22 protein-coding genes and 1 tRNA gene are annotated in these 22,241 nt (G+C 68.3%); 12 read left to right on the top strand and 11 right to left on the bottom strand.

The annotated features are described in order from the left end of the window. Positions 1–136 precede the first annotated feature (136 nt). Together MFM001_RS05770 and MFM001_RS05765 are read right to left on the bottom strand one after the other, a co-directional pair. Complete coding sequence (locus MFM001_RS05770; RefSeq protein WP_116374272.1) at positions 137–445, bottom strand: FmdB family zinc ribbon protein; 309 nt, start codon at positions 443–445, stop codon at positions 137–139. Positions 446–517: 72 nt separating this feature from the next. Further along, on the bottom strand, positions 518–1,105 hold the full coding sequence (locus MFM001_RS05765; protein WP_116374271.1) for a 5-formyltetrahydrofolate cyclo-ligase: 588 nt from the start codon (positions 1,103–1,105) through the stop codon (positions 518–520). A 64-nt stretch (positions 1,106–1,169) separates the two neighbouring features. On the opposite strand from MFM001_RS05765, the gene MFM001_RS05760 reads away from it, so the two are divergent. From MFM001_RS05760 to MFM001_RS05740, 5 genes are all read left to right on the top strand, one after another. Further along, positions 1,170–2,078 carry a UTP--glucose-1-phosphate uridylyltransferase gene (locus tag MFM001_RS05760; protein ID WP_116374270.1) on the top strand — a complete coding sequence of 303 codons (909 nt, stop codon included), beginning with the start codon at positions 1,170–1,172 and terminating at the stop codon, positions 2,076–2,078. A 43-nt stretch (positions 2,079–2,121) separates the two neighbouring features. Beyond that, positions 2,122–3,372 carry a gephyrin-like molybdotransferase Glp gene (gene glp, locus MFM001_RS05755; protein ID WP_116374404.1) on the top strand — a complete coding sequence of 417 codons (1,251 nt, stop codon included), beginning with the start codon at positions 2,122–2,124 and terminating at the stop codon, positions 3,370–3,372. A gap of 9 nt (positions 3,373–3,381) precedes the next feature. Then, a complete protein-coding gene (locus MFM001_RS05750) occupies positions 3,382–4,035 on the top strand; it encodes a GNAT family N-acetyltransferase (RefSeq protein ID WP_192886855.1) in 654 nt (217 codons plus the stop codon). Positions 4,036–4,164: 129 nt separating this feature from the next. Continuing rightward, on the top strand, positions 4,165–5,118 hold the full coding sequence (glpR, locus tag MFM001_RS05745; protein WP_116374269.1) for a gephyrin-like molybdotransferase receptor GlpR: 954 nt from the start codon (positions 4,165–4,167) through the stop codon (positions 5,116–5,118). A gap of 46 nt (positions 5,119–5,164) precedes the next feature. Further along, positions 5,165–5,237, top strand: a tRNA-Ala gene (locus MFM001_RS05740). Between the two features lie 15 nt (positions 5,238–5,252). Here MFM001_RS05740 and MFM001_RS05735 read toward each other — a convergent pair. Next, positions 5,253–5,999, bottom strand: coding sequence for a class I SAM-dependent methyltransferase (locus MFM001_RS05735; RefSeq protein WP_116374268.1), 747 nt, complete (start codon positions 5,997–5,999; stop codon positions 5,253–5,255). Positions 6,000–6,075: 76 nt separating this feature from the next. Here MFM001_RS05735 and MFM001_RS05730 point away from each other — a divergent pair, with 76 nt between their 5' ends. Genes MFM001_RS05730 through MFM001_RS05720 form a run of 3 tightly spaced genes read left to right on the top strand, consistent with a single transcriptional unit; the run spans position 6,076 to position 8,450 of the window. Next, positions 6,076–7,071 (top strand): GNAT family N-acetyltransferase, encoded by a 996-nt coding sequence (locus MFM001_RS05730; protein ID WP_116374267.1) that lies wholly within the window; start codon positions 6,076–6,078, stop codon positions 7,069–7,071. A 43-nt stretch (positions 7,072–7,114) separates the two neighbouring features. Beyond that, positions 7,115–7,768 (top strand): DUF5642 family protein, encoded by a 654-nt coding sequence (locus MFM001_RS05725; protein WP_116374266.1) that lies wholly within the window; start codon positions 7,115–7,117, stop codon positions 7,766–7,768. A 28-nt stretch (positions 7,769–7,796) separates the two neighbouring features. Beyond that, positions 7,797–8,450, top strand: a complete 654-nt coding sequence (locus MFM001_RS05720; RefSeq protein ID WP_116374265.1) for a DUF5642 family protein — start codon at positions 7,797–7,799, stop codon at positions 8,448–8,450. Between the two features lie 52 nt (positions 8,451–8,502). On the opposite strand, the gene MFM001_RS05715 is transcribed toward MFM001_RS05720, so the two are convergent. Together MFM001_RS05715 and soxR are read right to left on the bottom strand one after the other, a co-directional pair. Further along, a complete protein-coding gene (locus tag MFM001_RS05715) occupies positions 8,503–9,099 on the bottom strand; it encodes an alpha-ketoglutarate-dependent dioxygenase AlkB (RefSeq protein ID WP_116374402.1) in 597 nt (198 codons plus the stop codon). Positions 9,100–9,131: 32 nt separating this feature from the next. After that, a complete protein-coding gene (gene soxR, locus MFM001_RS05710) occupies positions 9,132–9,566 on the bottom strand; it encodes a redox-sensitive transcriptional activator SoxR (RefSeq protein ID WP_116374264.1) in 435 nt (144 codons plus the stop codon). 38 nt (positions 9,567–9,604) lie between these two features. Between soxR and arcA the strand changes: the two genes are divergently transcribed. After that, positions 9,605–10,813, top strand: coding sequence for an arginine deiminase (gene arcA, locus MFM001_RS05705; protein ID WP_116374263.1), 1,209 nt, complete (start codon positions 9,605–9,607; stop codon positions 10,811–10,813). A gap of 41 nt (positions 10,814–10,854) precedes the next feature. Here the strand turns inward: arcA and MFM001_RS05700 are convergent, their stop codons facing one another. Together MFM001_RS05700 and MFM001_RS05695 are read right to left on the bottom strand one after the other, a co-directional pair. After that, positions 10,855–11,685 carry a hypothetical protein gene (locus tag MFM001_RS05700; RefSeq protein WP_116374401.1) on the bottom strand — a complete coding sequence of 277 codons (831 nt, stop codon included), beginning with the start codon at positions 11,683–11,685 and terminating at the stop codon, positions 10,855–10,857. A 132-nt stretch (positions 11,686–11,817) separates the two neighbouring features. Next, positions 11,818–13,362, bottom strand: coding sequence for a dolichyl-phosphate-mannose--protein mannosyltransferase (locus tag MFM001_RS05695; RefSeq protein ID WP_238158928.1), 1,545 nt, complete (start codon positions 13,360–13,362; stop codon positions 11,818–11,820). A gap of 25 nt (positions 13,363–13,387) precedes the next feature. Here MFM001_RS05695 and rsmI point away from each other — a divergent pair, with 25 nt between their 5' ends. Continuing rightward, positions 13,388–14,218 carry a 16S rRNA (cytidine(1402)-2'-O)-methyltransferase gene (rsmI, locus tag MFM001_RS05690; RefSeq protein ID WP_116374262.1) on the top strand — a complete coding sequence of 277 codons (831 nt, stop codon included), beginning with the start codon at positions 13,388–13,390 and terminating at the stop codon, positions 14,216–14,218. Here the strand turns inward: rsmI and MFM001_RS05685 are convergent. The 4 genes from MFM001_RS05685 to MFM001_RS05670 all read right to left on the bottom strand — a co-directional run bounded on the left by MFM001_RS05685 (position 14,174) and on the right by MFM001_RS05670 (position 18,419). Continuing rightward, complete coding sequence (locus MFM001_RS05685; RefSeq protein WP_116374261.1) at positions 14,174–15,421, bottom strand: aminodeoxychorismate synthase component I; 1,248 nt, start codon at positions 15,419–15,421, stop codon at positions 14,174–14,176. The genes rsmI and MFM001_RS05685 overlap by 45 nt on opposite strands. Before the next feature lie 21 nt (positions 15,422–15,442). After that, on the bottom strand, positions 15,443–16,342 hold the full coding sequence (locus MFM001_RS05680; RefSeq protein ID WP_116374260.1) for an RNA polymerase sigma-70 factor: 900 nt from the start codon (positions 16,340–16,342) through the stop codon (positions 15,443–15,445). Beyond that, entirely contained in the window at positions 16,339–17,493 is a 1,155-nt protein-coding gene (locus MFM001_RS05675) for an NAD(P)/FAD-dependent oxidoreductase (protein WP_116374259.1), read from the bottom strand. The genes MFM001_RS05680 and MFM001_RS05675 overlap by 4 nt, the downstream gene beginning before the upstream one ends. 125 nt (positions 17,494–17,618) lie before the next feature. After that, the gene (locus MFM001_RS05670; protein WP_116374258.1) at positions 17,619–18,419 is read right to left on the bottom strand and encodes an FkbM family methyltransferase; all 801 of its coding nucleotides are present in this window, start codon (positions 18,417–18,419) and stop codon (positions 17,619–17,621) included. 336 nt (positions 18,420–18,755) lie between these two features. On the opposite strand from MFM001_RS05670, the gene MFM001_RS05665 reads away from it, so the two are divergent. Then, complete coding sequence (locus MFM001_RS05665; protein ID WP_116374399.1) at positions 18,756–20,603, top strand: bifunctional diguanylate cyclase/phosphodiesterase; 1,848 nt, start codon at positions 18,756–18,758, stop codon at positions 20,601–20,603. A gap of 2 nt (positions 20,604–20,605) precedes the next feature. Continuing rightward, positions 20,606–22,234, top strand: a complete 1,629-nt coding sequence (locus tag MFM001_RS05660) for a hypothetical protein (protein WP_192886853.1) — start codon at positions 20,606–20,608, stop codon at positions 22,232–22,234. Positions 22,235–22,241: the final 7 nt, after the last annotated feature.

The raw sequence follows: 22,241 nt of genomic DNA, 5'->3' as shown, positions 1-22,241 counted from the left end.
CGCGGTCCGGCATCGGCGGGCTCGGCGGAAAACCCGCCTGTGGATAACTAACTGAGATGGCGGCGACCCGTCCCCCTCGCCGCTCCGCGGCTGGGGGCACCCCCAACGCCCGGCTGCGCCGCGCTTGCGATCGCCGCTAGCTGGCAGCGGCCGCCGCGGGCGCGGCGCTCGACGTGCTGGACTTCTCGGCCGAGCCAGAAGTCGAAGTCGACGATTCGCTCGACGACGACCCGTTCTTGGCGTGGCCGTTGGTGCCGCTCTTGGCCGATTCGCGGCTGTCGGTACGGTAGAAACCGCTGCCCTTGAACACCACGCCGACGGAGTTGAACAGTTTGCGCAGCCGACCCGAGCACTGCTGGCAGGTGGTCAGCGCATCGTCGGTGAAGGCCTGCACGATGTCGAAGCGGTGGCCGCAATCGGTGCACGCATAGCTGTAAGTCGGCACTGAAACCTCCGGGTATGTCCAGCTTCGTTAGCACTCTACCGTCTGCAGTGCTAAACCGCTATGTGGCCTGGCTCATTCCCGGAGGGCGACCAGCCCACGCCCCGGCGTCAGTGCGTGGGTCATCCGGACGTCGTGCGGCTCGCACGGCAGCTCGTCGACCAGCTCGTCGTCGCGTACCACCGCAACTAGGCGAGCCCGCGGGTCGCGGTGTTGCAGTGAGCGGTCGTAGAAGCCGCGGCCGCGGCCCAGTCGCACGCCGGTGCGGTCGACGGCCAGCGCGGGGACCAGCACCGGGTCGGCCTCGGCCAGTGCCGGCGGCGGCAGCCACGGCTCGGCCGGTTCGAGCAGACCGAACCGGCCGGCCACCAGATGTCCCGGCCGGTATTCGCCCCACTGCAAAGCCAGCGGCGTGTCGTCGCCACTGGTGCGTGCGACCGGCAGCAGCACCCGTGCGGCGCGGCGCAGCAACGCGTCGAGCATCTCGATCGACCCCGGTTCGGCACCCACCGGCACGTAGGCGCAGACCGTGCTGCCGCTGCTCACCAGGTCGCGGATGTGCCCGGTCAGCGCCCGCGCCTCGTCGGCCCGTACATCGTCGGCAACCGAACGGCGGGCGGCCAGCAGCTGTTCCCGCAGAGGGGCTTTGCCCGCGGTTGGCATGCGATCAACCATGGCAGCACGGCCTTTCGCTCCGCCACTTCGACGCGCGATTATGGTGTGAACGATGTCACGCGCACAGCTTCCGGTTCCCCGAACCGCGGTGGTTCCCGCCGCCGGTCTGGGCACACGCTTTTTGCCCACCACCAAAACGGTGCCCAAGGAGCTGTTGCCCGTCGTCGACACGCCCGGCATCGAGCTGGTTGCCGCCGAGGCCGCCGACGCCGGCGCCGAACGGCTGGTGATCGTCACCTCCCAGGGCAAGGACAGCGTCGTCGCGCATTTCGTCGAAGACCTGGTGCTCGAAGGCACGTTGGAGGCGCGCGGCAAGAAGGACATGCTGGCCAAGGTGCGCCGGGCCCCTCGGCTGATCAAGGTCGAATCCGTCGTGCAGGACGAGCCGCTCGGGCTGGGACATGCCATCGGCTGCGTCGAGCCGACGCTGTCCGATGACGAGGACGCCATCGCCGTGCTGCTGCCCGACGACCTGGTGCTGCCGACCGGCGTGCTGGAGACCATGTCCAAGGTGCGGGCCAGTTACGGCGGCAGCGTGCTGTGCGCGATCGAGGTCGGTCCCGACGAGATCAGCGCCTACGGCGTTTTCGACGTCGAGCCGGTCACCGGTGCCGGCAGTGACGTGCTCAAGGTCAACGGCATGGTGGAAAAACCGAAACCCGAGGCCGCGCCGTCGCCGTATGCGGCGGCCGGCCGCTATGTCCTGGACCGCGCGATCTTCGACGCACTGGGCCGCATCGAGCGCGGCGCCGGCGGCGAAATGCAGCTCACCGACGCAATTGCCTTGCTGATCAAGGAAGGTCACCCGGTTCACGTGGTGGTGCATCGCGGCTCTCGACACGACCTGGGAAATCCCGGCGGCTACCTCAAGGCTGCGGTTGACTTTGCATTGGACCGCGACGACTATGGCCCGGATTTGCGGCGATGGTTGGTGGCGCGATTGGGCCTGACCGGGGAGTAGCTGCGCGTCGGGCCGGTACGGCTTGACGGCAGAAAGGCGCGTGGTGCGTTCGGTTGAGGAGCAGCAGGCTCGGGTGTCGGCCGCCGCGGTGGCGCCGAGGCCGGTGCGGGTGGCGATCGCCGAGGCGCAGGGGCTGATGTGCGCCGAAGAGGTGGTCACCGAGCGACCGCTGCCGGGTTTCGACCAGGCCGCGATCGACGGCTACGCGGTACGCAGTGTCGACGTGCTCGGCGTCGGGGATACCGACGGTCAGGTCGACGACGACGGCGCCGTGGTCTTGCCGGTGATGGCGACCATCGAGGCCGGGACGCGCACGCCCAGCAGGCTGCAGCCGCGGCAGGCGGCGCGGGTGCAGACCGGGGCGCCTTTGCCGACGCTGGCCGACGCCGTGCTGCCGCTGCGCTGGACTGACGGCGGGCAGTCGCGGGTGCGGGTGCTGCGCGGTGTGCGCTCGGGGGCGTATGTGCGGCGCACTGGCGACGACGTGCAACCGGGTGACGTCGCGGTGCGGGCGGGCACGATCATCGGCGCCGCACAGGTGGGTCTGCTGGCCGCGGTGGGCCGGGAGCGGGTGCTGGTCCATCCCCGTCCGCGGTTGTCGGTGCTGGCGGTTGGCGGTGAGCTGGTTGACATTTCGCGCACCCCCGGCAACGGCCAGGTCTACGACGTCAACTCCTATGCGTTGGCGGCAGCGGCCCGCGACGCGGGCGCGGAGGTGAACCGCGTCGGGATCGTGGACGCCAAGGAACTGCGCGACGTCGTCGAGGGCCAGCTCAACCGCGCCGAGATCGTGGTGATCGCCGGCGCGGTCGGTGGCGCCGCGGCCGAGGGAGTGCGCGAGGTGCTCTCCGAGCTCGGCGAGATGGAGGTGACCCGGGTCGCGATGCATCCCGGTTCCGTGCAGGGTTTCGGGCAGCTGGGTCGCGAGGGGGTTCCGACGTTTCTGTTGCCCGCCAACCCGGTCAGCGCGCTGGTGGTGTTCGAGGTGATGGTCCGGCCGCTGATCCGGCTGTCGCTGGGCAAGCGGCAGCCGATGCGCCGGATCGTGCAGGCACGCACGCTGTCGCCGATCAGCTCGGTGCCGGGCCGCAAGGGTTATCTGCGCGGCCAGCTGATGCGCGATCAGGACACCGGCGAATACCTGGTGCAGGCGCTCGGCGGGGCGCCGGGCGCCTCGTCGCACCTGTTGGCGACGCTGGCCGAGGCAAACTGTCTGGTCGTGGTTCCCAGTGACGCCGAAGAGGTCCGCACCGGCGAGATCGTCGACGTCGCGTTCCTGGCTCAGCGTGGCTGAGCGGCCCTCGTGAACCTGTGGCGCTCGAGTTCCCAGCATCCCGGCTGGCCGATGGTGGTTGGGCCATTGCGTGTCCCGGCCGGTGTGATCCGGCTGCGCCCGGTGCGGATGCGCGATGCCGGGCAGTGGAGCCGGATCCGGTTGACCGATCGCAGTCATCTGGAGCCGTGGGAGCCCAGCACTGAGTCGGATTGGACCGTGCACCATAGTGTTTCGTCGTGGCCCGCAGTGTGTTCGAGTTTGCGCGCGGAGGCCCGCAAGGGCCGGATGCTGCCGTATGCGATCGAGCTGGACGGGCAGTTCTGTGGGCAGCTGACGGTCGGCAATGTGACGCACGGGGCGCTGCGGTCGGCGTGGATCGGGTATTGGGTGTCGAGTTCGGTCACCGGAGGAGGGGTGGCCACCGGGGCGTTGGCGCTGGGTCTCGACCACTGCTTCGGTCCGGTCATGTTGCATCGCGTGGAGGCGACGGTGCGGCCCGAGAACGTCGCGAGCCGCGCGGTGCTGGCAAAGGTCGGATTCCGCGAGGAGGGGCTGTTGCGGCGCTACCTCCAGGTCGACGGCGCGTGGCGCGACCACGTTCTGGTCGCGCTCACGGTCGAAGAGGTCTACGGGTCGGTGACGTCGACGCTGGTGCGCGACGGGCATGCCACCTGGGTCTAACGTTTGCCATTTTCTGTTACAGAAGTGACATTTGTGGCTATTGGTGCTTGTCACAGGCAAATTACAGGTGTGTAATTGTCCTCGGCGCGGTGTTGCGCCGCCTGTCTCGCCGGGAAAGGACCGGGTGCCATGCCAAGCATCCCGCAATCGTTGTTGTGGATCTCGCTCGTGATCTTGTGGCTGTTCGTGCTGGTGCCGATGCTGATCAGCAAGCGCGACGCCGTGCGACGCACCAGCGATGTGGCGCTGGCGACCCGGGTGCTCAACAGTGGCGCCGCCGCGCGGCTTTTGAAGCGGCGGGGCGGCCCGGCGGCCGGGCATCGCAGCGATCCCGATTGGCAGCCCGAGGAAGACCAGTTCGACGACCTCGACGACGACACCGACACCGAGCGGATACAGCAGACCGAGGTGGTCGTGGCGGCGGCGGTGGTCACCGAGGCAGCACCAGACAGTGTCGACACTGAGGTCATCGAGGCGGATCCCGTCCCCGAGAGTGCAACGGACACAGCGGTTTCCGAGGAGGACTCAGCGCCGGCCGAGCCCGAGGAGGAGCCCGACGACTCGGCGGACGACGAGTTCGAATACGTCGAGGACACGTCGGGCATCGCGGTCGCGGAGGAGCAGGATGTGCGCCCTGTGGCCGCGCGGCGGCACGGGCACGACACCAGGACCGCAGCTGCGGTCAGTGCCCGCAAATACGCGTTTCGCCGGCGCATGCTGCTGACGATGGCGATGATCCTGGCAGCGTCGGCCGCGGCGGCATTCCTGCTGACGCCGACGGCCTGGTGGGTGTGTGGCACCACCGGTGGGGTGACCGTGCTGTACCTGGGTTACCTGCGCCGGCAGACCCGGATCGAGGCGCGGCTGCGGCGCCGGCGCATGCAGCGGATGGCGCGGTCGCGGCTCGGCGTGGAGAACACCCATGACCGCGAATTCGACGTGGTCCCGTCACGGTTGCGGCGCCCGGGCGCGGTGGTCCTGGAGATCGACGACGAGGACCCGATCTTCGAGCATCTGGACTACGCGCCGTACGAGCGGGATTACGGCTGGCACCGCGACCTGCCGAGGGCCGTCGGGCAGTAACGGTTTCGGCCGGCTCGCCGGCGGCTGGTAACCTGCTAGCGGATCAGGGGCTATGGCGCAGTTGGTAGCGCGACTCGTTCGCATCGAGTAGGTCAGGGGTTCGATTCCCCTTAGCTCCACAGAGTTCGAGCAGGTCAGCCTGGTTTTGTCGCCGTCACGAATTGCAGCGCACGCTGCGCGTGCTGCTCCACGTCGACCAGACCCGCCGTCGTAAACAGGTCGACGAACTCGTGACGGCCGAACATCCGCACCCCGATCACACCGGCGCCGGCGGCCAGGGCGTGGCGCATCGGGGCCGCCTGACCGGAGTAGCTGGTGAGGATCGCCACGCGCCCACCCGGTCGCAGCACCCGCACCATCTCGTGGGCCACCTTGAAGGGTTCCGGCATCAAATACAGCGCGCCGAAACAGCAGACGGCGTCGAACGTTTCGTCGTCGAACGGCAGCGCGCGGCCGTCGCCGCGGACGTAGCAGACGCCCGGCCCGCTGTTGTCGAGCACCGCCCGGGTCAGCATCGGCTCGGAGATGTCAAAACCGACGGCGAGACCGCCCGCGGGAAGCTGGCGCGCCAGGTTGCCGGTGAAATTGCCTGGGCCGCAAGCAACATCGAGCAGCCGATGCGCCGACGAAAGTTGCAGCGCCTCTGCCGCGCGGCGCTGCTCGGCGCCCGTGGTGATGCCGCTGGCGAGGTAGAACGACATCGGCCGCCACAGCCGTTCGTACACGGTGGCGACGAACGGGCTGTTCATCGCGCGCTGGGCGAACGTCGGGGCCGGCGCCGTCGCCGATTCGCCCAACACGTCGAGAAAACCGTGCCGCACCGACGCGGGCCGGTTGAGCAGGGCGCGGGTCGCTTCGATCGGGTCGTCGCTCGAATCCATCCCAGTAGTCTGACGAACCCGCCCCTCGCGTCCTAACCTGGGCGTTATCCGCGACGGACAGGGGGCGGCAGGCACGGTGACGGAACTGACCGGTTTGCGCGCCGAGGAACTTGCCGCCATGGACATCTTCAAGGGGTGTCCCTCCGAGGACTTGATGCCGCTGGCCGCCACCCTGCAACCCTTGCAGGCCGCCGCGGGCCAGGTGCTCATGCAGCAGGGCGAACAGGCGGTTTCCTTCCTGCTCATCTCGTCTGGCACCGCCGAGGTCAAGCACGTCGGCGACGACGGCGTCGTCATCGTCGAGCATGTCTCTGCCGGCACCATCGTCGGGGAAATCGCGCTGTTGCGCGACATCCCGCGCACAGCGACCGTCACCACCACCGAACCGTTGACCGGCTGGATCGGTGACGACGACGCGTTCGCGCGGATGGTGCACATCCCGGGCATCATGGCGCGGCTGGTGCGGACGGTTCGCCAGCGGCTGGCCGCTTTCATCACACCGATCCCGATCACCGCCCGCGACGGCACCGGACTGCTGCTTCGCCCTGTGCTGCCCGGCGACCGCGAGCGGACCCTGGAGGGCCACGTCCAGTTCTCCAACGACACGCTGTACCGGCGATTCATGTCGCCACGCGTTCCCAGCCGGGCACTGATGGACTATCTGGCCGAGGTCGACTATGTCGATCACTTCGTCTGGGTGGTCACCGACCAGGACGGCTACCCCGTCGCCGATGCCCGCTTTGTCCGCGACGACCACAACCGGAGCGTCGCCGAGGTCGCGTTCACCGTCGCCGACGCGTATCAGGGCCGGGGGATCGGCACGTTTCTGATCGGGGCGCTGTCCGTCGCCGCCCGGGTGGATGGCGTCGAAAAGTTCTCTGCCCGTGTGCTTTCCGACAACCTGCCGATGCGCACCATCATGGACCGGTACGGAGCGGTGTGGGAGCGCGACGACGTCGGCGTCGTCACCACGGTCATCGACGTCCCCAAACCAGGCGACCTGCACCTGGAACCGGACATGATCGGCCAACTCGAACGCGTTGCCCGCCAAGTGATTAGGGCCGTCGGCTGAATGCGGGTGCGGCCAACCCTCGCCTCTCTGATATTAACGTCCCATGCGACGGGTGTGGATCGGCGCGACGGTGGTCGTGCTGACCGCCTGCGGCCACTCGCCGGCCTCCACGCCACCATCGACGGAGAGCACCCCGGCGGATCAAGTCAACCCCGCCAACATCAAGCGGATGAGCCGCGACATGCCGCCCGGCTACGAAGTCACCGCCGTGTCGGGGACCGCAGCACCGCCTGCGGTCTGGGGTCTGGGCCCGGACTGGACGGCGGACCCGTCGCACTGCGCTGCGCTGGCAGACCCGGCCGGTGGTCGAGGCCAGTCGCCGCAGGGCGTCTCGGGGTCGGGTGACGGCGGCATCGTCTACACCGTGGTCGCGGCCGCGCCGGCACGGCTGGATCCTGCACTGGTGGTCGATTGCCCGCACTGGACGATGTCCAACGGCGCCGCCACCACTCGTGTGCATCTCATTGCGCCACCGCAGATCGACGGCATCGAAACCCTCGGCATGGCCAGCGAGACCACCATGCCCGTCGAAGGCGGCAGTGAAATCCATTCTCAGGCAACCACTTTCACCGCCTACCTTGGCGGCTATTACACGTTCACCGCGCTGATCACCGATCCTGGGTCGCCGCAGCCGCCGCTGCCGGCGCAATTCGCGGCCGACTTGCTGGTGAACACCGTGGCCGAGTTGCGCCGCTGACGGACTGGCGTTGGGTACCCTGGCCACGATGATCAGGGCTGCGCTTGCGATCGCATCGGTGTGTCTGCTCGCGGCATGCGGCTCCGCCGACTCGGCCTCTCCCTCCGCGGACATCACCAAGGTGTCGCAGGTGAAGTCGAGCTTCGGCCCCGAATTCACCACCAAGGACATCCCGAAGACCGGTGTTGACCCGAAGGTGTTGTCCTCGCACAAGCTGCCCGACGGACTGAAGTTCGAACCCGCTGACTGCGCGAAATTCGTGGCCGGCCAGCAGATGCCGGCGGGGCTGCAGGGCAACATGGCCGCGGAGGCAGCCGAGGGTAACGGCAACCGTTTCATCGTGATCGCCTTGCAGACCTCCGAGGCGTTGCCGTTCAACGACCCGGGACCAAACTGCAAGCAGGTCGGATTCTCCGGCGGCCCGGTGCGCGGCATGATCGAGGTCGTCGACGTCCCGCAGATCGACGGGACGCGAACGCTGGGCGTGCACCGTGTGGTGCAAACGACGGTCGATGGCCAGCCCCGGCGCGGCGAGCTCTACAACTACTCGGCCCAATTCGGCGACTACGAGGTGATCGTCACCGCCAATCCTCTGGTGGTGCCGGACAAGCCGGTCACTCCCGTCGACACCAATCGGGCCCGCGACCTGCTCGTGAAGGGAGTCGCGGCGATCCGGAGTTAGCGGTGATCGCAAGCGCGGCGAAGCCGGGCGCAGCGGGTCGCCGCGCGACAACCTAGCGGACGTCGCGGGGCCGGAATTGGACGCTGATCCGCGGATCGGCGCATCCGGACGTCTTGGGAACCGAGTGCTCCCAGGTGCGTTGGCACGAGCCGCCCATCACCAGCAGATCACCGTGGGCCTGCGGCAGCCGCAACGAATGCCCGCCGCCGCGTGGCCGCATCGCGAAGGTGCGGGTGGCGCCCAGGGAAACGATCGCCACCATGGTGTCCTCGGTGCTGCTGCGGCCGATGGTGTCGCCGTGCCAGGCCACGCTGTCGGATCCGTTGCGGTACAGGCACAGTCCGACGGTGGTGAACGGCTCGCCCAGCTCGCCGGCGTAGATGTCGTTGAGCCGACGGCGCAGCCGCGTCAGCCGCGGATGCGGCGGATCCTCGACGGCTAGGTCGTGAAAGCTGACCAGCCGCGGCACGTCGACCACCCGGTCGTACATCGGGCGGCGCTCGGCCCGCCACGGCACCGTGGTCATCAGCTCGTCGAACAGATCGTCGGCGCCGGTCAGCCAGCCGGAGCGGATGTCGATCCAGGCGCCGTCACCCAGCTCGCGGCGCTCGTTGCAGTCGAACAGCGACTCCTGTACCGGTATCGCCATGCCCGCCATTTTATCGCACGTGCGTTCGAGAGCTAGTTGAGGCGGACGGGACCGGGGCCCTGTTCGGCGAGCATGTCGCCGGGGTTGGCCAGCTGGCAGCTGCGCAGGCTCAGGCAACCGCAGCCGATGCAGTCGGCCAGGTTGTCGCGCAACCGCTGCAGGTGGACGATCCGGTCGTCGAGGTCGGCGCGCCACCCGGCCGACAGCCGCGCCCAGTCCTTGCTGGTGGGCACCCGGTCGGTCGGCAGGGTGGCCAGCGCCTCCCGCACCCGGGCCAGCGGGATGCCCAGCCGCTGGGACATCCGGATGAAGGCGACCCGGCGCAGCGTGTCGCGGCTGTAGCGGCGCTGGTTGCCCGACGTCCGCCGGCTGGTGATCAGGCCCTGCCGCTCGTAGAAGTGCAGCGCCGAAACCGCCACGCCGGCCCGTGCAGCCAGCTCGCCGGGAAGGAGCTCCTGGGTGTCCATATACCTAAACCATACTTGAGGTGGCTGTTGGCGTTACGGTGCTAAATGTGAGTCTTGGCACCAATTCCGAGGTGGGCACGTTGCGGGTGGCGATCCTGCACCGGCCGGGCGCCGAACTGGGCCGACTCACCCCCGGCAACAACGACAAGCTGCTGTTCGACGGGCTGCCCTGGGTCGCCCGCGCGCAGGACGAGCACGACGCGTTCGCCGAACTCCTACGCTCCCGCGGCGTCGAGGTGCTGTTGCTGTCCGATCTGCTGACCGAAGCTCTGGAAAGCGGTGCGGCCCGGATGCAGGGCATCGCCGCGGCGGTGGACGACCGACGGCTGGGATTGCCGCTGGCCCAAGAGCTTTCGGCCTACCTGCGTGGCTTGGCCCCGGCGGCGCTGGCGCATGTCCTGATGGCCGGTATGACGTTCGCCGAGCTGCCGCCGGACACCCGGACCGACGTGTCGCTGGTGCGGCTGATGCATCACGCCGCCGACTACGTGATCGAGCCGCTGCCGAATCTGGTGTTCACCCGCGACTCGTCGATCTGGATCGGGCCGCGGGTGATCATCCCGACGCTGGCGTTGCCGGCGCGGGCCCGGGAGGCGTCGCTGACCGACCTGATCTATGCCCACCATCCACGGTTCACCGGTGTGCGGCGCGCCTACGAATCACACACTGCGCCGGTCGAAGGCGGCGACGTGCTGCTGCTGGCGCCCGGCGTCGTCGCCGTCGGGGTGGGGGAGCGGACCACCCCGGCCGGCGCGGAAGCGTTGGCGCGCAGCCTGTTCGACGACGACCTCGCCGAAACAGTGCTCGCCGTTCCGATCGAGCAGAAGCGTGCGCAGATGCACCTGGACACCGTGTGCACCATGGTCGACACCGACGCGGTCGTGATGTACGCCAACGTCGTCGACACGTTGTCGGCGTTCACCATTGCGCGCACACCCGACGGCGTGAAGATCTCCGACGCGGCGCCGTTCGTGGAGGCCGCCGCGGCGGCGATCGGCGTGGACAAACTACGTGTCATCGACACCGGCCTGGATCCCGTTATCGCCGAACGCGAACAGTGGGACGACGGCAACAACACGCTGGCGCTCGCGCCCGGTGTCGTCGTCGCCTACGAACGCAACGTTCGGACCAATGCGCGCCTTCGCGATGCCGGCATTGAGGTGCTCACCATCGCCGCCTCCGAGTTGGGCACTGGCCGCGGTGGGCCGCGGTGTATGTCGTGTCCTGCGGCCCGGGATCCGCTTTAGGTTTCGGTGAGATTGCATCTAGGGCTGTGCTTGGACGGAAATCACGACCCTGCACGCAATTTCAGCGCAATTCCGCGGCGTGCGAAGGCCTCCGATACCCGATGAAGGATGAATCGGCGGCTGTGTTCGGCGACCACGTGGATGTCGATCCAGCCTTTGCGTTGAATCAGCTCGGCGCGTCCGATGTCGTACACGTACCGCTCGCGATCAGAGCTATGCTGCTGGCCGTCGTAGTCAAGGCCCACCATCGGCTCGTCGTAACCCATGTCGATAAATGCCTCGTTGAAGCCGTCGCTCACCCTGATTTGTGTTCTCGGCGCGGGTAGTCCGGCGTCGATCAATAGGAGCCGCAGCCAGGTTTCCTTCGGGGACTGAGCACCGGCGTCCATCAACGCGAGGGCGACCTCCGAGCGACGCAGCCCTCGCGCCCTGGGGTAACGCTCGGCCAACGAGAGAGCATCGCATGCCGTGACGCCTGTGGCGCGGGCCAACGCGTCAAGGTGTCGTACGGCGATGTCACGCGGCAGATGCCGGGCAAGGTCCAGCGCGGTCCTTGCGATGCTGGTGACCGGTAGGCCGTCGACGTCGACGATCTCGTCGGCGTCGAGCCGTTCGTTGCGAACGACGATCCCCGCGGGCGGGCGGCCGCTGCGCCAGATCATTTCGATCGGCGTAGCGGCATCGACCCACAGCGCGCCGTGGAGTGCGGCCGCGGCGCGTCCGGCAATCACGCCGTTGCGCCCTGACCACAGCCATGCGCCAACGGTATTGCGCCGCAATGACGGCGTCGTCGCTCGCGGTGCGTAGACGTCGGGAAACAATGGCTGGTAATTCCACCGCAACTGCCCGCGGGTGAGCGCGCCGCTCGACATTGCTTCGGTGCCGCGTATCACCCCCACCGACTGATGGTGCTTGATGGGGCCGTGTATGCGTTGAGATTGCAAGCAGGGTTGTGGATAACGCGGATGAACAACCCTGAGCGCAATCTCAACGCGGCACAACACTCAACGCCAGCTGGGTAGCCAGATCTCCATGTTCCAGGTGGCCTGCGAGATGGGCTGGCCCGTGAGGATGGGGAACAGCCACGCGAAGTTGGTCAACACCAAAGCGACGTAACAGGACACGACGATCAGCCCGAGCGTGCGCCGTTCCGGACCCTGCGCAGGCTGATACAAAATGTCGCCGAGAATCAGCGCGATCGCCATCACCAAAAACGGCGCCATCGTCGCCGCATAGAAGAAGTACATCTGCCGGTCGATGTCGGCGAACCACGGCAGCCAGCCGGCGCAGTAGCCGACGAGCACTGCGGCGTAACGCCAATCCCGTCGGATGAATGCCCGCCACGCCGCATAGAAAAGGACCGGGACCGAGACCCACCACAGCGCTGGAGTGCCGACCAGCATCACCGCCTTGACGCACGACTGCGCGCCGCAGCCCGGCACGTTCTGCTGGTCGATGGCGTACAGCACCGGTCGCAGCGACATCGGCCAGGCCCACGGCTTGGACTCCCACGGATGGTAGTTCCCCGCGGAATTTGTTAGCCCGGAATGGAATTGGTAGGCCTTATAGGTGTAGTGCCACAGCGAGCGGATGGCGTCGGGCATCGGGAAGCTGGCCTCGTCGCCGATCGACTGGCCGACTTCGTGACGGTTGATCGCCGTCTCCGAGGCGAACCACGGCGCATACGACGCCAGGTACACCGCGAACGGAATGACCAGCAGCGCATACACAGTCGGACCGACGTCGCGCCGCACAACACCCAGCCACGGCCTTGGCACCCGGTAGGCGCGACGGGCGACCACGTCGAACGCCAACGACATCAACCCGAAGAACACCACGAAGTACAGCCCCGACCACTTTGTCGCACAAGCCAATCCGAGCAGCACCCCGGCGCCGAAGCGCCACCACCGCAGGCCCAGCCGCGGCCCCCACGGTGTTTCGGCGCTGCGGCCCTCGGTTAGCACGACGTGCATCCGTTCCCGGACCTGATCGCGGTCGACGATCAGCGCCCCGAACGCCGCGACGACGAAGAAGGCCAGAAACCCGTCGAGCAACGCGGTGCGCGACGCGACAAAGCTGACGCCGTCGGCAATCAACAGCAGCCCGGCGATACCACCGACCAGCGTCGAGCGGCTGATCCGCCGCACGATCCGCACCACCAACGCCACCATGACCACACCGAGCAGTGCGCCGGTGAACCGCCAGCCCACGCCGTTGTAGCCGAAGATGGCCTCGCCGAGAGCGATCAGTTGCTTGCCGACCGGCGGATGGACGACCAACCCGAAGCCGGGGTTGTCCTCCACGCCGTGGTTGTGCAGCATCTGCCAGGCCTGCGGCGCGTAATGCTTCTCGTCGAAGATCGGCGTGCCCGCATCGGTCGGCGAGCCCAGGTTCACGAACCGGGTGAGCGCCGCCAGCGCGGTCACCACCGCAGTGACCGCCCAGCCATTGAGGCGGTCGACGGGCCCGAAATCCGCGACGGGCATCAGCGGCCCCGGGCTGATGACCGGTACCGGCCGTTCGGCGACGTCGAGGTGAGCAGCGGTCATCACCGTCGATCGTAGGCTGTGGCCCATGAGCGCTGGCCGACTGCTGCTGGGCGCCACGCCGCTGGGCCAGCCGTCGGACGCGTCGTCGCGGCTGGTCGAGGCGCTGGCCGCCGCCGACGTCGTCGCAGCCGAGGACACCCGCAGGGTGCGCACGCTGGCCAAGGCGCTCGACGTCCGCATCGCCGGCAAGGTGGTCAGCATGTTCGACGCGAACGAGGCGGCGCGGGTGCCCTTGTTGCTCGACGAGATCGCGGCCGGCGCGACGGTGCTCGTGGTGACCGACGCCGGGATGCCGCTGATCAGCGACCCGGGGCATCGACTGGTGGCGGCGTGCGTGGACGCGGGACTACCGGTGCACTGCCTGCCCGGCCCGTCGGCGGTGACCGCTGCGCTCGCGGTGTCGGGGTTGCCGTCGGACAAGTTCTGCTTCGAGGGGTTCGCGCCGCGCAAGCCGTCGGCGCGACGGAGTTGGCTGGCGTCACTGGCGGACGAGCCACGAACGTGCGTGTTCTTCGAATCCCCGCGCCGCCTGCCGGCGTGTCTGCGCGACGCGGTCGAGCAGCTCGGCGGCGCCCGACGGGCGGCGGTGTGTCGCGAGCTGACCAAAGTGCACGAGGAAGTGGTCCGCGGAACGCTGGAGGAGTTGGCGCATTGGGCGGCCGATGGCGTACTGGGCGAGATCACCGTCGTGCTGGCCGGTGCCACACCGAGCGCCGACCTGCCTGCGCTGGTGGCCGAGGTGAACACCCTTGCCCGCCAGGGTGTTCGGGTCAAAGACGCCTGCGCGCAGGTTAGCGCGGGTACGCCTGTGTCACGGCGTGAGCTCTACGACGCGGTGCTGCGGTCGCGAAGCTGACAGGATGGGCGCGGCTTTGTGCAAGCACTCGTCCCATTCGGCGTCGACGTCGGAGTCGGCGGTGATTCCGCCGCCGGCCCCGAGCACCGCGTTGCCCGCGGTGTCGAACTCGACCGTGCGGATCGCCACGTTGAGTTCGCAGCCCGCCACCGGAGAAGCCAAACCGACTGTGCCGCAATATACACCGCGTCGAAACGGCTCCCACTGCGAAATAAGCTGTCGCGCACGGAGTTTGGGTGTTCCAGTGACCGAAGCCGGCGGGAAGGCGGCGTCCAGCACCGCCGCCGTCGGCAGCTCGGCGGGTACCACCGCCGAGACCGTCGACACCAGATGCCACACGCCTGGTGCGGGCCGCACCACCAGAAGCTCTGGCACGGCGACGGTTCCGGTGACCGCTACCCGGCTCAGGTCGTTGCGAACCATGTCGACGATCATGATGTTCTCTGCGACATCCTTGACCGATGCTCGCAGTGCCGACGGGCAGGCATCCAGCGGCAGCGTCCCCTTGATCGGACTGGACGTCACGACATCGCCACGGCGGCAGAGGAATAACTCCGGCGACAGCGACGCCACCGCACCCCAAGGGCCAGCGAGATAGGCCGCCCGGGCCGGAGCGGTGCAGGCGATGCCGTCGGCGAAGAAGTCCAGCGGTGCCCCGGCGACCGAACCGGTGAATTGCGTACAGACACAAGCCTGGTACACCTCGCCCGCGGCGATCGCCTCCAGGCAGGCCAGCACCCCGGCGCGGTGCGCCGCGCGGTCGGCGTCGTCCCACTCTATGCGGCAGGCCGGTTCGGGCGCCGGCGTCGCCAGCGCGTCGACGACCCAGCCCGGCATCGGCGCGCCCGACAAGCTCTCGTACCACCACTGCCGGTCGGGGTCGCAGCGCAGCACGCAGTCGGTCCAGCCGCCGGCGGCCACGGGGATGCGGGGCGGCCGCCCGTCGGCGCCGGAATCGGGATAGGAGAGGTAGCCGATCCAGCCGCCCCCCACCGCGGCGGTGTCCGAGCCGGGGCGGACGGCGAACGCGCCGGCGGGGTCGACCGGCCGCACCGACACACTGGGCGCGATCACGGCCGACGCGCCGAACCACTCGCCGGTCAGCGCCGCCGGCGGCGGCAGACCGAGCCGAACCGTGGCGTCGCCGACCGAACGCAGCACCTGCGCCGCGTCGCCCAGGTCGCCGAGCCGATCGATTCGCACCGCTCTAGCTTGGCAGACGTGTCACACGCGGCGGATCTCGCGTGCGGTCGCTAGCGCCACCAACTTGTCGGGATTGCGCATCGCGTAGAAGTTGGCGATCTTGCCGTCGACGATCTCGATGGTGAACACGCCTTCGAGCCGGTCGGCGCGGTAGAGCAGCACTGCTGGCGCGGCGTTGCACACCACCATCTCCACCCGCACATCGGGTATCTGCATGCCCCTGCTCACCAGCCCGACCACGGCCCGGGCGACCTTCTCGGCGCCTACCACCGGTCGCCGCGCTGCGCTGACCTTGCCGCCGCTATCGGCGGTCCACGCCACGTCGGGCGCCAGCATCGACATCACCGTCTGCACGTCGCCGCTAGAGGCAGCGGCCAGGAATTCGGCGGTGATGCGCGCGGACGCTTCCGGGTCGGGCGTGAAGCGCCGGCGCCGGGCCTGCACGTGTTCGCGCGCCCGGTGCGCGATCTGCCGCACGGTCGATGCGGGTTTGCCGACGGCGTCGGCGATTTCGTCGTAGTCGAAGCCGAACACCTCCCGCAGCACGAACACCGCGCGTTCGTCGGGCCCCAGCGTCTCCAGCAGCACCAGCATCGCCATCGACACCGATTCCGCCAGCACCACATCGGCCGACGGGTCGGCGTCGTCGAGCAGCAACGGCTCGGGCAGCCACGGGCCGACGTAGTCCTCCCGCCGACGGGCACCGGCGCGCAGCGAGTTGAGCGCTTGCCGGGTGACCAGCCGGGCGAGATAGGACTTGGTGTCGTGCACGGTCGACAGGTCGACCTCGGCCCACCGCAGATAGCTGTCCTGCAGTACATCGTCGGATTCTGTTGCACTGCCGAGGATTTCGTAGGCGATGGTGAACAGCAGCGGCCGCAGCAGGGTGAACCGCTCGGCGTGTTCGTCTAGGGTGGTCACGGCACCGTGACCGCCTCGTGCGCCTGCTGCGACGGCCGCTTGCCGCCCTTGAGCCAGCGATACCAGCCGGGCTTGGCGGCCTCGCGCCGGATACCCCAAACGGTGCCCTTGCAGACCAATTCCTTGATCGTGGCGGCGAATCGGCCGCCGAGGGCCACGTTGATCGGGGTGTCGTCAAACCGGGCCAGCTGCACCGTGGCATACGAGCGGCCCAGGCTGATGCACTGACCGGTGAACGCCTGGTTGATTGCCGCGGGCGCGGTGCCCGCGATGCGGCTCAACACCGTGTTGGCGGCCTGGGCGCCGAGCGGGATCGCGGCCTGGCAGCTCATCCGCAGCGGCTCGCCCGACGGCGCGGCGGCGTCGCCGGCGGCCACGATGCGGGCGTCGTCGACACTGGTCAGCGTTTCGTCGGTGAGCAGCCGGCCCAGCTCGTCGGTGCGTAAACCACTGCGGGCGGCCAGATCCGGCACGCCGAAGCCCGCGGTCCACACCGTCAGCGCGCTCGGCAACACCGAACCGTCGCCGAGAACCACCGCGTCGGGCTTAACCTCTGAGACGACGGCCGTCTCGAGCACGTCGACGCCGAGCCTCGACAGCCACTTGGCCACCGAGCGCCTGCCGACCCGGCTCAGCGACGGCCCCAGCACCCCGCCGCAGACCAGCGTCACGCGCCGGCCTTGCTCGCCAAGCTCCGAGGCGGTTTCGATGCCGGTCAACCCCGCGCCCACCACGGTGACCGGGGCGTCCGGATGCAGCTCGTCGAGGGCATCACGCAGGCGTTGGGCGTACTCGAATTCACCTACCGGATAGGCGAATTCGGGTGCAGAGGTGTTGCTGCCCACGGCGTAAATCAGATAGTTGTAGTCCAGTATCGCGCCGGAACTCAGTTCGACGGTGCGCTCAACCGTGTTGATGCGCTCGGCGGTGCCGACGGCCAGCTGGATACCCTCACCGAGCAGCGTGCCGTAGTCGACCGTGGCGGTATGAGTGCCGGCGGCGAGCTGGTGCAGCCGGATTCGCTCGACGAACATCGGGCGCGGGTTCACCAGGGTGATATCGACGTCGGCACGCAGTCGCAGGTGGTTGGCGGCCAGTGTTCCGGAGTATCCGCCGCCGAGGACGACGACGTGGGTGCGCTGGTCGGTCATTGCTGTCTCCTTTACTCGGGTGTGCCCTCAAGACACCGCCGAGCCGCCGGATGTGACACGACGTGACCCAGATCACTTCGCAAAGGTGGCGCGAGCAGACGCAAAAGGCCCCTTATACAGGGCATTTAGGGTGCTTTTGTGTCTGCTCGCGCAGCCGCCAGAAAGATGAAGTTGTTGACGTAGACGCCGCGGGGCGCCCAGCCGTCGATGTTCGCCGGGTTCTGATGCCGGGCGGGGTCGAACTCGTCGATCGGCCGGCGCACGCCGTCGAGGTCGAAATAGCCCCGATATCCCAGCCCGGTCAGAAACTCGGCGACCCCGGCCACCGCGCCGGGATGATGGCGTTCCTCGGCTTCCACCAGAAGCGCCGGCCGGTTGCGCTCGAGGGTATTGACGGCGCCGCGCAGCACGGCCAGTTCGTGACCCTCGACGTCGATCTTGATGAAGCCGACGTCGTCCAGCCCGAAATCGTCGAGCCGTTTGACCTGCACGTCGACGCTGCGCACCGCACCGCCGTCCGCGTCGCTCAAGGCGTTGGCCCCGTCGATGGTGCTGCGTCCGGGGGCCGACTCGAGCACGCGCATCGTCGTCACGCCGGGGCGGTCCGACAACGCCACCTCCTCGACTCGGACCGCGGCGCCGACTGCGTCGAACATCGCCGCCAGCGCGCGTGCCTGTGCGGGCCGCGGCTCGAACGCGATCACCGACCGCGACGACGCCAGCATGGCGATCGCGAACTCGCCGACATCGGCGCCGATGTCCACCGACACCCTGTCGGGGTCGCACAACGACCGAACCAAGACAATCTCGGGGTTGGATTCGCCCAACCGCTGCAGAATGCGGTGTTTGCGTCGCCAAAACCAGCCTGGCGCGATGGTTTTTGCCAGCGGTGCGAGCCGACGTTTGGCCGAGACGACGACGGGCATCTGCGACGGCCCTCCTTGGGTTTGCGGGAGGACAACCTTATCCGACCAGATATTGCCGCGGGAAGGACATGAAACTCCCAGCGCCAGAACGGCTACCACGACCGACTAAAAATGCCTACCGCGGCCGGAATCAAAAGCCTTGTGCGGGAATTGTTTTGCCACCGACGGCGGGTAATCGACACGCGGCCAATAAAGGCGATCCGCACGTCGTGTCCCAGCAGGTAGCCAATGAAAGATGTGAGGCCCTCACGACGTCCGGTATATATAAGCTATTCAATTCCGCGGCGCCACTCGTTCGACAGGCGCCGCGGAGTGCGTCAAGGCCAGGAGGTCACCGTGCCGCGCAGCCTGGTGAACTCCGTTGCGGCCAAGCTGATGATGGCCACCGCGACAAACGCTCGCGAGGTCAGCGCGCAGGTGCTGGCCTATCTCGTTCGCCAGCTGGACGTCGATGCCAGCTTTCTGCGGCACAACGACCACGAACTGCGGGTTTCCACGTTGGTGGCGGAGTGGCCACCCCGGCCGGTGTCCGAACACGATCCCCTTGCCGTCGTTCCGTTCGACAGCGCCGACCCTGTCTTCGCCAACTGCGCGGACGCCAAGAAACCGGTCGTAGTGGAGGCCGGGCGCAACGCGCGGGCCTTCCGGTTGTCGGGGAGTCGCCACGTCGCGCCGCCGACAGTGGCGTGCGCACCGCTGATTTCCGGGCAAGTGACAACGGGCATGCTTGCCTTCGTCAAGTTCGGCCGCGGCGACTGGAAGCCGGAAGACATCGACACCTTGCAGGCCGTCGCCTCACTTTTCGCGCACCTGCAGGCCCGGGTCACCGCCGAGGAACGGCTGCACTACCTGGCCGAGCACGACGACCTGACCGGCCTGCACAACCGTCGCGCGCTGGTGGCGCACCTGTCCAAGCGGCTGGCAACAACCGGGCAGGGGCCCGTCGCCGTGCTGTTCCTCGACCTCGACCGGCTGAAGTCGATCAACGACCGTTTCGGCCACAGTGCCGGCGACTGGTGCATCCAGGTGTTCGCCGAGCGGCTTCGCGCGTGCGTGGGAAACCGCAACATGATCGCGCGGATCGGCGGCGACGAGTTCGTCATCGTGCCGGAGCGCGCGATGTCCAGCGACACCGCCGAAGCACTCGCACAGCGGCTCCGCACGATGCTCTGCGAGCGGTTGGCCATCGGCGGCGACACCGTCACGTCCACGGTCAGCATCGGGGTGGCGGTCGGTTTGCCCGGCCGCGACGACAGCACCGATCTGCTCGCCCGCGCCGACGAAGCCGTGCTGACCGCCAAGCGCGCGGGCGGCAACCAGATCTCGGTGTCCAGCGGCTACATGTCGCTCGAAAACGCGCTGCGCAGCGACATCGAACTGCATCTGCAGGGCGACATCGACAGCGAAGCGCTTGTGCTGCACTATCTGCCGGAGGTCGACCTGTGGAGCGGCGCGATCGTGGCGGCCGAGGCGCTGGTCCGCTGGCAGCACCCGACACGCGGGCTGCTGCTGCCGGATTCGTTCATCGGCGTCGTGGAGTCGATGAACCTTGCCGGTGAGCTCGGCCGGTGGGTGATGCGAAGCGCCTGCGCGGAGTTCAGCCGGTGGCGCTCACGTGGGGTGGGGCTGGGTGCCGTGCTGCGCATCAACGTGTCGCCCATGCAGTTGGTCACCCGCGGGTTCGTCCGCAGCGTCGCGGACGTCATCGAAGAGTTCGGCATCGACAGCGGTTCGGTGTGCCTGGAAATCACCGAGCGCGTCATGGTGCGCGACATCGAAACCACCCGCCGAACGCTGCAGGAGCTCAAGGACGTCGGCGTGCAGATCGCGATCGACGACTTCGGCACCGGCTATGCCGTGCTGTCCTACCTGAAGTCGCTTCCGGTCGACATGCTCAAGATCGACACGACGTTCGTGCGTGACCTGGGTGCCAGCCCCACGGATCTGGCCATCGTGCGCGCGATCATCGGGCTTGCCGAGGCCTTCGACCTGCAGTTGGTGGCCGAGGGCGTCGAGACTCCGGCCGCTGCGCTGACGCTGATGCGGCACGGATGTCACCGTGCCCAGGGTTTCCTGCTGTCGCGTCCGCTGCCCGCCGATGCGATGGAAGCGCTGCTGTCGACGGGGTGGATGCGGATGCCGTTCCTCGCCGATCGCGAGGCCCTGACGCTCGGCGTCATCTAGCGATGCTGCGACGGGCCGGGGTCATCGCCTGCGTGGTGGCCGCAGTGGCCGGATGCGGGGCGCACCGCCAGGACGGGCCGCTGCGCGCCGTCATCAGCGCGGCCATCCCGGCGACCGTGCAGGAGATCTCCAACCCGTTGCGCGGGCAGTACAAGGATCTGCTGAAACCACTGTTCCCGCAAAGCAATCCGGCGCAGAAGCGCTACGGCGCCTGGCCCAAGTCGTACGACGCGAGTCTGCGGGTGACGTGGCGTCAACTGCAGCCGACCGATCCGCGCACGCTCGGACCCGACGCGCCTGACGACCGCAAATTCGACTTCAGTGCGATCGACGACGCGCTGGCGCAGCTGGCCGGTCGCGGGATGCGGCTGACACTTCGGGTGTACGCCTACAACTCCTGCTGCGACGCCTCCTACCCCGACGACACCAACACCGCGGTCCCCGACTGGGTGCGTGCAATACCCGGCGCCACCACCACCTATCCAGCAGCGGCGGGCGGGGTGACCCAGGTGGTGCCGAACTGGAACGACCAGGGCTACCTCGGCGGTTTCGAGCAGTTGCTCGCCGCGCTCGGCCGCCGCTATGACCGCGACGAGCGGCTGTCCGTGTTCGAGTTCTCCGGGTACGGCGACTTCAGCGAGAACCACAACGCGTATCTGCGCGACGTGCTGGGCGTGCCCGGCCCGGCACCGGAAGACAGCGTCGCGGCGCTCGGGTATTTCAGCCAGTTCCGTGACCAGAACATCACCGCGGCGGCCATCCACCGGCTGGTTGCCGCCAACGTCGCCGCGTTCCCGCACACCCAACTGGTGGTCACACCGCAGAACCCGCAGATCGTGCGCGAACTGCTCGCCGACGACGTCACCAAGAAGCTTGCCGCGCCGGTGGGCATCCGTTCCGACTGCCTCGGCATCTACGCGCCGCTGCCGGCCTGGGCCGAGTCGGACAGTTCGCACTACGTGCAGGCGAAGGATCCGCTGGTCGACCAGCTGCGTGAGCGGCTCGGGTCGGCGCTGGTGATCACCGAGTGGTGTCAGCTGCCGAACGGGCCCGACCCGCAGAGCTACTTCACCAAAGGCCTGCGCGACGTCGTCAAATACCACGTGTCGATGACCTCCAGCGTGAACTTCCCCGGCGCCGACGCGACGACGCCGATGGACCCGGCGGTGTATTCGCTGTGGTGGCGGGCCAACGCCTTCGCCGGATACCGCTATTCGGTGGAAGCCCGGCCTGGGTCGCAGGCAACCCGCGACGGCGTCGCTTCGATAGCGGTCACCTGGACGAACCACGGCTCGGCCGCCGCCACCGAGAAGTGGGTGCCCGGCTACCGGCTGGTGGATTTCAGCGGAGCGGTGATCCGGACGCTGCCGTCGACCGTCGCGTTGAAGGCGCTGGTGCCGAACGGGTCTGGCGACCAGCCCGTCCCGGTCTCGACGACGGAGTCCGTGCAGGTCGACTTGGGCTCGTTGGCGCCGGGGCACTACACGCTGCAGGCGGCGATCGCCTGGCAGCAGCACAAACCCGGGGCCACGCACGTGGTCGACTACCCGCCGATGCAGCTGGCCCGCGATGGGCGCGACCCCGCCGGCTGGTATCCGGTGGCGACGCTCGATGTCCCACTGAGCTCCTGAGCCCTCT

Origin of the sequence: Mycobacterium sp. MFM001 (assembly GCF_003402475.1) — a bacterium.
In the GTDB taxonomy this organism is placed as follows: Bacteria; Actinomycetota; Actinomycetes; order Mycobacteriales; family Mycobacteriaceae; genus Mycobacterium.
Note: the sequence above shows the minus strand (reverse complement) of the source record. Positions and strands in the feature narration are given on the sequence as shown.